The sequence below is a fragment of the Leifsonia sp. McL0618 genome, assembly GCF_049994905.1.
In the GTDB taxonomy this organism is placed as follows: Bacteria; Actinomycetota; Actinomycetes; order Actinomycetales; family Microbacteriaceae; genus Diaminobutyricibacter.
The window spans coordinates 2,033,104-2,045,294 of record NZ_CP188258.1 but is presented as its reverse complement, the minus strand read 5'-3'; the positions used below and the strand labels follow the sequence as shown (position 1 = coordinate 2,045,294).

Genomic DNA, 12,191 nt, shown 5'->3' with positions numbered 1-12,191 from the left:
TTTGGCGCCTCTCCGAGCGCGGCCCGGGAGACTTCCCCTCAATTATCGCACGACCGCACTCACGTCCGTGCGCACCCCGCCGTTACGTCCACGGTGATATGCCATAATCCGAGGGTGTCACTGACTGAGCCAGCCAAACGTCCGACTGTCCTCGCCATTTCGCTTATCGTCGCGGGGCTCATCGGCTTCTGGGCTGCGTTCCAGCTGACGCTCGACAAGTTCGCCGTACTGGCCAATCCACACGCCCAGCTGTCGTGCAACATCAGCGTGCTGGTGGGCTGCAGCAAGAACCTCGAATCGTGGCAGGGTTCGCTTCTCGGCTTCCCGAACCCCATCCTCGGCATCGCAGGATGGACGGCCACGATCTCGGTCGGCGTCGGCATCCTCGCGGGCGCACGTTTCGCGCGCTGGTACTGGCTGCTGTTCAACCTCGGCGTGGTCGCTGCCCTGGCGCTGGTGATCTTCCTGATCTACACGAGCATCTACCAGCTCTTCGTGCTGTGCCCATGGTGCATGCTCACCTGGGCTGTCACCATCCCCACGTTCTGGCTGGTGACCCTCTACAACCTGAAGACGGGCAATATTCCGGTTCCGGCATCCGTTCGCCGGCTTGCCGCCGCCTGGTACGGCTGGGTGCCGCTGATCACGCTCGCCTGCTACATCGTCGTCGCCGTCATCGCCCAGGTGCAGCTCGACTGGCTCCACCGCCTCTGACGACTCCGCGGGCGTCGCCGACGAAGCTGCGCTCCGGAGGTTCTAGAACCAGAGCGCCAGCCCCGCGCTGGAGCTGAAAGGATCGCACCGCGATCCCGCGACGCCAGCGCCGACGAAGCTGCGCTTCGGAGGTTCTAGAACCAGAGCGCTAGCCCCGCGCTGGAGCTGAAAGGATCGCACCGCGATTCCGCGACGCCAGCGCCGACGAAGCTGCGCTTCGGAGGTGTTAAAACCAGAGCGCGAGCTCCCTTTTCGCTGACTCCGGCGAGTCGCTGCCGTGCACGAGGTTCTGCTGCACCCGGAGGCCCCAGTCCCGGGCGAGGTCGCCGCGAATCGTTCCCGGAAGCGCAGTCGTCGGGTCAGTGGCCCCGGCGAGCGAGCGGAATCCCTCGATCACGCGGTTGCCCGCGACGCGGATGGCCACGATCGGCCCGCTCTCCATGAACTCGACGAGCGGCTCGTAGAACGGCTTGCCTTCGTGCTCCTCGTAGTGCCGGGCGAGGAGGTCGCGGTCGGCCTGCAGCATCCGGATGTCGACGAGCGCATAGCCTTTCGCTTCGATCCTGCGGAGGATCTCACCGGTCAGATTGCGCGCGACGCCATCGGGCTTGACGAGTACCAGGGTCTCTTCGACGGTGGTGGTCATTCTGTTTTCTCCGTTCCACTGGGGGATTCGTTATCGGTCTCTGGGTCGGGGTGGGCGGCGGCTTCTCGCGCGCGCCGGTCACGGCGGTCGAGCCTGCCGCCGACGATCATGCAGTAGATCCACATCGCAGCGAAGATGGCCCCCACGATGTAGAAGGCCGGGACGAGCAGCCCTGCAGCGATCACGATGACCTGGACCGCCCATCCGAGGATGATGCCGACGGGGTACCGCAGCAGGGCGATCGCAACGATCATCAGGATGACGAGTGCCGCTCCCCCGCCGAGCGCGACGGCGGCCGGCAGGCTCTTGAGCCCGAACAGGACGAGCGCGCCGAGAAAGACGACGATCAGCTCGAAGCCGAGCACGATCGAACCCAGGGATTCGCGCATCGTGCGGGTGCGGCGAGCACGTCGCGGAGCACGAACACCTTCGGCAGGCGTGCCCGCCTCCGCCTCGGCGTCGCCTGCGCCCGGCGTTCCGGATGCGTCGCTCATGACGCCGTCTTCCAGTCGCGTTCCGCAGCGATCGCCATCGCGTCGCCCACGAGCGTTATCGAACCGGTGACGACGACCGCACGACGCGGTTCCTCCGCCGCCCATTCCCGGGCACGTTCGATCGCATCCTCGAGGTCGGCGAAGACGTACGTGGATTCCACGTTCGTCGCTGCGAGCACGAGGTCACCCAGAACCTCGTGGTCGATCGTCCGCTCCGACCCGGACCGGGTGGCGTGGAATCGGGTCGCGAGCGGGGCGAGTTCACGGATGATGCCGACGGCGTCTTTGTCGGCGAGCACGCCGACCACGAAGGCGATCTCGTCGAAGTCGAAATAGGTGCGGAGCGCGGCAGCCAGTGTCGCCGCTCCACTCGGGTTGTGTGCCGCGTCGACCAGCACGGTCGGCTCGATGCCGATCAGCTGCAGGCGCCCCGGCGACGTGGCCTCGGCCAGACCCTCTTCGACGAGTTCGGGGTTGAGCGGCATCGTGCCGCGCCCCAGGAAGGTTTCGACAGCTGCGACGGCGACGGCGGCATTCTGCGCCTGGTGGTCGCCATAGAGCGGAAGGAAGATGTCGGTGTACGTCGCGGCGCGCCCGCGGATGGTCACGAGCTGACCGCCGACGGCGACAGCGGTCTGCACGACGTCGAAGGCAGCCGGCTGAACCGCGAGCGTCGACTCCGTCAGCTCGACCGCCTGTTCGAGCTCACGAAGCGCCTCAGGCACCTGCACCGCACTGACGACGTCGGCCGCCGGCTTGATGATTCCCGACTTCGTGCGCGCGATCTCGGCAATCGTGTTGCCCAGGCGCTTGGTGTGATCGAGGGAGATGGGCGTGAACACTGCGACCTGTCCGTCACCCACGTTCGTCGAATCCCATTCGCCTCCCATGCCGACTTCGATGACGGCGACGTCGACCGGCGCATCCGCGAAGCAGGCGAACGCGAGAACGGTCATCGCTTCGAAGAAGGTGAGCGGCAGCTCCCCTGCGGTCTCGAGTTCGCTGTCCACGATCTGCAGGTAGGGCTGGATGTCGTCCCAGTTGCGCGCGAGGGCCTCGTCGCCGATGGGCTGGCCGTCGATGGTGATCCGCTCGTTGAATCGCACCAGGTGCGGACTGGTGAACAGTCCGGTCCGCAGGCCGTACGCCCGCAGGATGCTCTCAGCGATCCTGCTCGTGCTCGTCTTGCCGTTCGTGCCGGTCACGTGGATGATCGGGTATGCCCTTTGCGGGTCGCCGAGCAGTTCGACTGCACGACGCGTCGCCGCGAGCCTCGGCTGCGGGCTGGCTTCGCCGAGTCGGGTGAGAAGAGCCTGGTAGACCGCGTCGCCCGCAGCGGTGAAGTCGTCGTTGTCAGACATCGATGCTCCCGTCCAGGCGGGTGACCGCCACGATGAATCGGCCGGAATTGGCGAACTGGCCGGCGGCGAAGTCCTGGTAGAACGCGGCGTCGTGCTCGACGACGCTCGCCAGCCATTCCGACGGGATCTGGCGCGCGAAGGCCCCGATCGACGGGTGGCTCTCCGGCCAGCTGAAGGTGGTCTCGAGCGCCAGCGTTTCGGCTGCGATGTCGACGTCGGTTACGCGGCTGATCGCCGCCGCATCCGCGTCGTCGAAGAACACCAGGTCGAGCCGGATGCGATCGCTCACGTCGAACCCCGCGGCGCGCCGGGTGTCCTGAACAGCGCGAATGACGTCGCGCGCAAGCCCCTCGGCCTCGAGGTCGGCCGTCGTCTCGGTGTCGAGGATCACGAAACCGCCACCGTCGAGCAGAGCGAGTGCCGTGCCGGTCGCGTCAACGGCCTGGGCGGTTTCGAGCACGAGGTCGAATTCGCCTGCGGCGAGCTCGATGCCGCCCGCCGTGACGACACCGTCGATCTCGGACCAGTCTCCGGCGCGGGCAGCCTGGATCACGCGCTGCACCTCTTTGCCGAGCCGGGGGCCGGCAGCACGCGCGTTGACCGTGAGCCTGCTGGTGATGCCGTAGTCGGCCGCGCTGGATTCGTGCACCTCGACCAGGTTCACGGCCTTCACGTTGAGTTCGTCGCGCAGGATCGACTCGAAGGGAGTCAGCGCCTGTGCGTTGTGCGCGACGACGGTGAGCCTCGCGAGCGGCAGGCGCACCCGCAGCCCCGCCTGCTTGCGCAGTGACAGCACAGTCGAACTGATCGCACGGATGCGGTCCATCGCGTCGACGAGTTCGTCGTCGGCCGGGAAGAGCCCCGCGTCCGGCCAGTCGGCCAGGTGCACGCTGCGCCCGCCGGTCAGGCCCTGCCAGATCCGTTCGGTGACGAGCGGAAGGAGGGGAGCTGCCACACGGCAGAACGTCTCGAGCACAGTGAACAGGGTGTCGAACGCCTCGCTGTTCTCACCGTCGTCGACGACGCCGGTCCAGAAGCGATCGCGCGAGCGGCGCACGTACCAGTTGGTGAGCACATCCGCGAAGTCGCGGAGCTTGGCCGCCGCAAGGGTGCTGTCGAGCGCCTCGAGGTCGATCGTGACCTCCTCGACCAGGTCGCGTGTCTTCGCCAGCAGGTAGCGGTCGAGAACGTCGGTCGAGTCGGTGCGCCAGCGGGCTTCGTAGCCTTCCGAGCCGGACCCGCCGCTGGCGTTGGCGTAGAGCGAGAAGAAGTACCACGTGCTCCACAAAGGCAGGAGCACCTGCCGGACCCCTTCGCGGATGCCCTCCTCGGTGACGATCAGATTGCCACCGCGCAGCACCGGGCTCGCCATCAGGAACCAGCGCATCGCATCCGAGCCGTCACGGTCGAACACCTCGTTCACATCCGGGTAGTTGCGCAAGGATTTGGACATCTTCTGCCCGTCGTTGCCGAGCACGATGCCGTGGCTGATCACGTTCTTGAACGCCGGGCGGTCGAACAGCGCGGTGGAGAGCACGTGCAGCAGGTAGAACCAGCCACGCGTCTGCCCGATGTACTCGACGATGAAGTCTGCCGGGTTGTGCGAGTCGAACCAGTCGTGGTTCTCGAACGGGTAGTGCGCCTGGGCGAACGGCATCGACCCGGAGTCGAACCAGACGTCGAGCACGTCGGGGATGCGGCGCATCGTCGAGCGGCCCGTCGGGTCGTCGGGGTTGGGCCGGGTCAACTCGTCGATGTACGGGCGATGGAGGTCGGGCTGGCCGTCCGTTCCGACGGGCAGCCTGCCGAAGTCGGCCTCGATCTCGGCCAGCGAACCGTAGACGTCGACGCGCGGGTAGGCGGGGTCGTCGCTCTTCCACACCGGGATGGGCGAACCCCAGTACCGGTTGCGGGAGATCGACCAGTCGCGGGCATTGCCCACCCACTTGCCGAACTGGCCGTCTTTGACGTTCTCGGGAACCCAGGTGATCTCCTGGTTGAGCTCGCCCATACGGTCGCGGATGTCGGAGACGCGCACGAACCAACTGGACACGGCCTTGTAGATGAGCGGGTTGCGGCACCGCCAGCAGTGCGGGTAGGAGTGCTCGTAGCTCGCCTGGCGCAGCAGGCGGCCGCCTTCGCGGAGCAGCTTGGTGAGTGGCTTGTTCGCTTCGAACACCTGGAGGCCGGCAACATCTTCGACGACCGGCAGGAATCGCGCTCCGTCGTCGACGGAGATGATGACGGGGATGCCCGCCGCCTCGCAGACGCGCTGGTCGTCTTCGCCGTAGGCCGGGGCCTGGTGCACGATGCCGGTGCCGTCTTCGGTGGTCACATAGTCGTCGACGAGTATCTGCCACGCGTTTTGCGTGCCGTACGTCGCTTCGTCCGCGTAGTAGTCCCACAGACGGTCGTAGTGCACGCCTTCGAGTTCAGAACCCCGGATGCGGCGGGTCACCGCTGCGAGGGCGTCGGCGGCCGAAGCGTATCCGAGGTCCTTGGCGTAGTTGCCGACGAGGTCGACGGCGAGGAGGTACTCCGCCCCGAAATCCTCGTGCTCGGGGTTGCCGGTGCCGTCTGCAGCGCCGTTCGGCCCCGCAGGCACGACGGCGTACTGGATGTCCGGACCGACCACCAGCGCGAGGTTCGTCGGCAGCGTCCACGGCGTCGTCGTCCAGGCGAGCGCGCGCACGGCGGTCAGGCCCATCGCCTCCGCCTTCTCGCCGACGAGCGGGAAGGTCACAGTGACGGTCTGATCCTGCCGCATCTTGTAGACGTCGTCGTCCATACGCAGTTCGTGGTTCGACAGCGGGGTCTGGTCGCGCCAGCAGTAGGGCAGCACCCGGTAGCCCTCATAGGCGAGCCCCTTGTCGTGCAGCTGCTTGAACGCCCAGATGACCGACTCCATGTAGTTGACGTCGAGCGTCTTGTAGTCGTTGTCGAAGTCGACCCACCGTGCCTGCCGGGTCACGTACTCGCGCCATTCGCGGGTGTAACGCAGTACCGAGTCCCGCGCGGCCTGGTTGAAGACGGCGATGCCCATCTCTTCGATCTGGCTCTTGTCGGTGATGCCGAGTTGCCGCTCCGCCTCGAGTTCGGCGGGCAGCCCGTGGGTGTCCCAGCCGAAGCGACGCTCGACCTTGCGCCCGCGCATGGTCTCGAACCGAGGGAACACGTCTTTCGCGTACCCGGTGAGCAGGTGGCCGTAGTGCGGGAGTCCGTTGGCGAAGGGTGGGCCGTCGTAGAAGACCCACTCCGGCGCATCGGCGCGGTTGTCGATGGATGCGCGGAAGGTGCCGTCCTTCTTCCAGAATTCGAGGACGTCCGTCTCGATCTCGGGGAAGTTCGGCGACGGCGTGACGCCGCGCGCTTCCGGCTGCTCGTCGCCGGGGTTCGACTTGGGGTACGGCATTTCTCTCCTGGCAGGTTCTGTGTCTGCACGAGGACGCCAGGCGCTCGAGGCGCGTGTCGCGGTACCACCCCGCTTGCCGCGCAATGCCCCCTTCGGCGTAGCGCGACCGCTTGTTCCTTGGCTGTGACGGGCCAGCCCCGTTCGGTTCTACTGGGCGCGTGCTGCTGCGCCGTTCTTCCGAAGACTCACCGGTGATGGCCGGGTCGACGTCTGTGCCTTCGATTCTAGCGGGTCGCCGCCTGACGATCGAGCATGGCCTGATAGCCGGAGCAGACGGGCGTGACCGCGTCGGCGACATAGGGTGTCAGGGCACCCCGATGGACCCCGGCACGCGCCCACACCCCCGCCGCCGCGACGGCCGCCCCGATCACCGCCGTGGCGATCGCCTGCGGTTCCAGCGTGCCGGGTTGCGTGCCCAGCCGGCGTCCGATGTCGACGCTGAGCTGGCGCACCACAGCGAGGAACCGCGAAAGCGCCGACGATTCGAGTTCGGCGCTCGTGCCCATCAGGTCGAACTGGGTGAGTGCGATCGGCACCCGTGACGGACTGAAGTCTCCGGCGAGCGAGAGGATCGCGCTGCGCACGGCAGTCATCACCGGCACCTCGTCGGGCACCGATAAGAGGATGTCGCCGAACTGGCGGAGCGCGTCGTCGACTTCGTACCAGAGCACGTCGCTCTTCGCCGGGAAATAGTTGAAGAAGGTGTTCCTGCTCACGCCGGCCCGCTGCGCGATCTGGTCGATCGTCGTTCCCGCATAGGTCTGCTCGAGAAAGAGCTCGGCCGCGGCCTCGGCGAGCATGGCACGGGATGACGCCCTCGGCCGGCCGGAGCCGTTGCGCGGGGCACGGGAATTGTCCGCTGCGCTCATGCGTTACCCCTCATGCCTATTATTGGACCCGATCCAAATACTAAGACCGCCACAAGCGACAAGAGACAAGGACCGTTCGTGAGTTCATCCGACACCCTGACGTTCAGCGAGACCGATCGTCCAGGGATCACCCCCGGCACCGCACGACGCGTGACCATCGCGTCGTTCGTGGGCACTTCGCTCGAATCGTATGACTTCTACCTCTTCGCGTACTTCAGCGCTTTCTTCGTCGGCCCACTCTTCTTCGCGCCGCTCGGCACGTTCGGCGAAGTACTCGCCGCGTTCCTGACGATCGCGGCCGGGTTCGTCATCCGCCCGCTCGGGGCCATCGTCTTCGGCCACCTCGGCGACCGCATCGGACGCCGCGCGACGCTGCTGATCACGATCAGCATCATGGGCGTGAGCACCGGCCTCGTCGGGCTCCTGCCGACCTACGCCGTCGCCGGCTGGTTCGGCGCGATCGCCCTCGTCCTTCTCCGGCTGATCCAGGGGCTGTCACTCGGCGGCGAGTGGGGCGGATCGATCCTGCTCGCGACCGAGTACGCGAATCCGAAGCGCCGCGGGTTCTACGCGTCGCTGCCGCAGCTCGGATCGCCGGTCGGCTCCATCCTGAGCGCGCTCGTCTTCATCGCACTCCCCCTCATGCTCACCCAGGCGCAGATCGCAGAGTGGGGCTGGCGCATCCCGTTCCTCACCGCGATCCCGCTCCTGCTCGTGTCGCTGTACCTGCGCTGGTCGATCGACGAGACGCCGGTCTTCAAGCAGCTCGTCGCGACGAACAGCCGTGACCGTTTCCCGCTCGCCGATGTACTCCGCAACTCGCCCGTGCCGTTCATCATCGCGATCGGCGCGGCCGTGCTCGGGATCGGGTCGTACTCACTGATGAACACCTACATGGTCAACTACGGCACGAGCACACTCGGTTTCAGTTTCAACGACCTCCTGATCGCCACGACGATCGGCGGCTTGCTGCAGCTGGTCACCATTCCGCTCTTCGGGGTGTGGGCGAACCGTATCGGCTCTGCACGCGTGGTGGCGATCGGGGCCGTCGGCACCCTCCTCATCACTTTCCCGATGTACTGGTTCCTGCAGTTCGCGACGTTCCCGATCCTGGTCGGAACGATGATCATCGGCGGCATCCTGCCGACCCTGTCCTGGGCCGGTCTCGGCGGCCTGATGTCCGACCTCTTCCCGAGCAGGAACCGCTACAGCGCGCTCTCCGTGGCGTACAGCATCGCCGCACTGCTGACCGCGTTCATCCCGGCGGTCACCCTCACCCTCGGTCACGCCACCGGTAACGCGTGGTGGCACCCCGGCATCATCCTGGCGATCATGTCGGTGATCACCCTGGTGTCTGCAGGCTTCGCGGTCCGGCGCAAGCCGATCATCGACGAGCTGCCGCTCCCCGCGCCCGCGGAGGCCGCTCCGGCGAACGCGTAGCCCGACCGATCACCAGCGTGCCCGTTCCGGGCGAGCGTGCCTGCCTCGCAGCGCACCGTCGTCCGGAACGGGCACGTTCGGTACGAGGCTCCGTGTGTCCGGTAGCCTTGGAACACCGCACACTCAGGCACCCCTCCATTGACACGGTGCCGCATATATCGATTCGGAGAACCATGAGCGCCGTCAATCCTGTGCCAGACAAGCCCGCCCTCGAGGGGCTCGAAGCGAAGTGGGGCGGCCGCTGGCAGTCCGACGGTGCATACCTCTTCGACCGCGCGAACGCCCTCGCCGCGACCGACCGTGAGTGCATCTACTCCATCGACACCCCGCCGCCGACCGCGTCGGGCTCGCTGCATATCGGCCACGTGTTCAGCTACACGCACACCGACATCGTCGCCCGCTATCACCGCATGCGCGGCCAGCACGTCTTCTACCCGATGGGCTGGGACGACAACGGCCTGCCGACCGAACGCCGCGTGCAGAACTACTACGGAGTCCGCTGCGACCCGTCTCTCCCCTACGACCCGGCCTTCACCCCGCCGTTCGAGGGCGGCGACAACAAGAGCTCCAAGGCGGCCGACCAGCTGCCGGTCTCCCGCCGCAACTTCATCGAGCTCTGCGAGCGGCTCACCGTCGAGGACGAGAAGCAATTCGAGGCGCTCTGGCGCTCCCTGGGCCTGTCGGTCGACTGGTCGCAGACCTACCGCACCATCGGGACCGAGGCGCTCCACACCTCGCAGCTCGCCTTCCTGCGCAACATCGAGCGCGGTGAGGCCTACCAGGCGATGGCGCCGACCCTCTGGGATGTGACGTTCCGCACGGCGGTCGCCCAGGCCGAGCTCGAAGACCGGGAGCAGCCCGGCACCTACCACCGCGTCTCCTTCCACGGAGCAGACGGCCCGGTGTTCATCGAGACCACCCGGCCCGAACTGCTCCCGGCGTGTGTGGCCCTGGTCGCGCATCCCGATGACGAGCGCTACCAGGCCATGTTCGGCACCACCGTCACCACCCCGGTGTTCGGCGTCGAGGTCCCCGTGCTCGCCCATCATCTCGCTCAGCCCGACAAGGGCACCGGCATCGCCATGATCTGCACCTTCGGCGACATCACGGATGTGGTGTGGTGGCGCGAACTCGACCTTCCGAACCGCGCGATCATCGGTTTCGACGGCCGCATCGTCTCCGAAGCTCCGTATGCGATCACCACCGACGCGGGCAGGGCGGCGTACGCCGAGCTGGCCGGCAAGACGATCTTCTCGGCCAAGCAGGCCGTCGTCGAACTCCTGAACGAGTCCGGGGACCTCATCGGCGACCCACGCCAGATCACGCACCCCGTCAAGTTCTTCGAGAAGGGCGACAAGCCGCTCGAGATCGTCTCGACCCGCCAGTGGTACGTGAAGAACGGTGCGCGCGACGAGGAGCTGCGAGCCCGGCTGATCGAACTCGGGCGGGGCCTCGACTGGCATCCCGACTTCATGCGCGTGCGCTACGAGAACTGGGTGGGCGGCCTCTCCGGCGACTGGCTCATTTCGCGCCAGCGCTTCTTCGGTGTGCCCATCCCGATCTGGTATCCCCTCGATGCGGACGGCAACCCGGTGTTCGACCAGCCGATCCTCCCATCGGTGGAGAGCCTTCCCGTCGATCCGTCGTCGGATGCCGCCCCGGGCTTCGACGAGACCCAGCGCAACCAGCCCGGCGGTTTCATCGGCGAGCACGACGTCATGGACACCTGGATGACGTCGTCCCTCACCCCGCAGCTGGCCGGCGGGTGGATGCGCGACGACGAGCTCTTCCGGGCCGTCTACCCGTTCGACCTGCGACCGCAGGCGCAGGACATCATCCGCACCTGGCTGTTCTCGACCGTGCTCCGATCGCAGCTCGAACACGGGGTCGCTCCGTGGGCGCACGCGGCGATCTCCGGCTTCATCGTCGACCCCGACCGCAAGAAGATGTCGAAGTCGAAGGGCAACGTCGTGACGCCGGTCGACATCCTCGAACAGCACGGTTCGGATGCGGTGCGCTACTGGGCTGCATCGAGCCGCCTGGGAACCGACGCGGCCTTCGATCCCCAGAACCCGACCCAGATCAAGATCGGTCGCCGCCTTGCGATCAAGATCCTGAATGCGGCCAAGTTCATCCTCGGCTTCGAGGCACCTGCATCCGCGCACCTGGACCTCGTGACCCAGCCGCTCGACCGCAGCATGCTGCAGCAGCTCGCGACCGTTGTGGCCGAGGCGACGGATGCCCTCGACGGGTACGACCACGCACGGGCGCTCGAGCAGGCCGAGACCTTCTTCTGGGCGTTCTGCGACGACTACCTCGAGCTGGTCAAGGAGCGCGCGTACTCGGAAGCCGGCCCCGGGCAGGTCTCTGCCGTCGTCGCCCTCCGTACCGCCCTCGCGACCCTGCTCCGCCTGTTCGCCCCTGTCGTGCCCTTCGCGACAGAGGAGTCCTGGTCGTGGTTCAACGAAGGTTCGGTGCACCACGCGGCCTGGCCGACGGCATCCGAGCTGACCGGCGACTGGGACGATGTGTCCGCGGTTCTGTCGTTCGCCAGCCAGGCCCTGACGGGCATCCGCCGGGCGAAGACCGACGCGAAAGCGTCGCAGAAGACACTCGTCGACCTCGCCGTCGTTGCAGGCCCCGACGACGCGATCGCAGCGCTCCGTCTCGCCGCCGACGACCTGAAAGCGGTGGGGCGAATCGCCGACCTGCGGCTCGAATCCGATGATGCGCTGGTGGTGACCGATATCCTGCTTGCGCCCGTCCCCCAGACCGAGGAGTCCCGATGACAACGACCGTTCGTCGCGTCGACGACGGTGAGTTCTTCACCTGGCTTGACCTGTACAGCGGATACGGCGAGTTCTACGAAACGCCGCTGACCGACGAGAAGGCCGTGCTGGTGTGGAGCTGGCTGACCGATCCCACACACGAGCTCGAGGCCTATTTCGCACTGAACGACGCAGGCGACCCGATCGGGCTCGCCCACGTGCGCGTGTTCGCCAGGCCGCTCGCCGGCAGCCGCGGGCTCTTCCTCGACGACCTGTTCGTCACTCCGGATGCGCGCGGCGAGGGCGCGGCCACGGCCATTCTCGAGTCGCTCAAGGTGCGCGCCCGAGACGAGGGACTGTCCGTCGTGCGATGGATCACCGCGGCCGACAACGACGCTGCACAGCGGGTGTACGATCGCGTCGCGCAAAAGACGGATTGGGTCACCTACGACCTCGTACCGTGACCGACGGTGAAACCTCACCGTCT

Annotated in this window: 9 protein-coding genes; 4 read left to right on the top strand and 5 right to left on the bottom strand. The window is 66.9% G+C overall.

Going from position 1 to position 12,191, the window contains the following annotated elements:
• The first annotated feature begins 114 nt into the window (after positions 1 to 114).
• Positions 115 to 714 carry a vitamin K epoxide reductase family protein gene (locus ACPPVQ_RS09810; RefSeq protein ID WP_426521049.1) on the top strand — a complete coding sequence of 200 codons (600 nt, stop codon included), beginning with the start codon at positions 115 to 117 and terminating at the stop codon, positions 712 to 714.
• A 226-nt stretch (positions 715 to 940) separates the two neighbouring features.
• Here the strand turns inward: ACPPVQ_RS09810 and ndk are convergent, their stop codons facing one another.
• The 5 genes from ndk to ACPPVQ_RS09785 form a co-directional block, all read right to left on the bottom strand.
• Complete coding sequence (ndk, locus tag ACPPVQ_RS09805) at positions 941 to 1,360, bottom strand: nucleoside-diphosphate kinase (protein WP_426521047.1); 420 nt, start codon at positions 1,358 to 1,360, stop codon at positions 941 to 943.
• The gene (locus ACPPVQ_RS09800; protein ID WP_426521045.1) at positions 1,357 to 1,854 is read right to left on the bottom strand and encodes a DUF4233 domain-containing protein; all 498 of its coding nucleotides are present in this window, start codon (positions 1,852 to 1,854) and stop codon (positions 1,357 to 1,359) included. Before ACPPVQ_RS09800 ends, ndk begins: the two co-directional genes overlap by 4 nt.
• Positions 1,851 to 3,215, bottom strand: a complete 1,365-nt coding sequence (locus tag ACPPVQ_RS09795) for a bifunctional folylpolyglutamate synthase/dihydrofolate synthase (RefSeq protein WP_426521043.1) — start codon at positions 3,213 to 3,215, stop codon at positions 1,851 to 1,853. Before ACPPVQ_RS09795 ends, ACPPVQ_RS09800 begins: the two co-directional genes overlap by 4 nt.
• A complete protein-coding gene (gene ileS / locus ACPPVQ_RS09790; RefSeq protein WP_426521041.1) occupies positions 3,208 to 6,627 on the bottom strand; it encodes an isoleucine--tRNA ligase in 3,420 nt (1,139 codons plus the stop codon). The genes ACPPVQ_RS09795 and ileS overlap by 8 nt, the downstream gene beginning before the upstream one ends.
• A gap of 224 nt (positions 6,628 to 6,851) precedes the next feature.
• On the bottom strand, positions 6,852 to 7,496 hold the full coding sequence (locus ACPPVQ_RS09785) for a TetR family transcriptional regulator (RefSeq protein WP_426521039.1): 645 nt from the start codon (positions 7,494 to 7,496) through the stop codon (positions 6,852 to 6,854).
• Positions 7,497 to 7,574: 78 nt separating this feature from the next.
• On the opposite strand from ACPPVQ_RS09785, the gene ACPPVQ_RS09780 reads away from it, so the two are divergent.
• From ACPPVQ_RS09780 to ACPPVQ_RS09770, 3 genes are all read left to right on the top strand, one after another.
• Positions 7,575 to 8,936, top strand: coding sequence for an MFS transporter (locus tag ACPPVQ_RS09780; protein ID WP_426521037.1), 1,362 nt, complete (start codon positions 7,575 to 7,577; stop codon positions 8,934 to 8,936).
• A 173-nt stretch (positions 8,937 to 9,109) separates the two neighbouring features.
• Positions 9,110 to 11,725: a valine--tRNA ligase gene (gene valS, locus ACPPVQ_RS09775; protein WP_426521035.1), complete on the top strand. Its 2,616-nt coding sequence runs from the start codon at positions 9,110 to 9,112 to the stop codon at positions 11,723 to 11,725.
• Positions 11,722 to 12,168, top strand: a complete 447-nt coding sequence (locus tag ACPPVQ_RS09770) for an N-acetyltransferase family protein (RefSeq protein ID WP_426521033.1) — start codon at positions 11,722 to 11,724, stop codon at positions 12,166 to 12,168. The genes valS and ACPPVQ_RS09770 overlap by 4 nt, the downstream gene beginning before the upstream one ends.
• Positions 12,169 to 12,191: the final 23 nt, after the last annotated feature.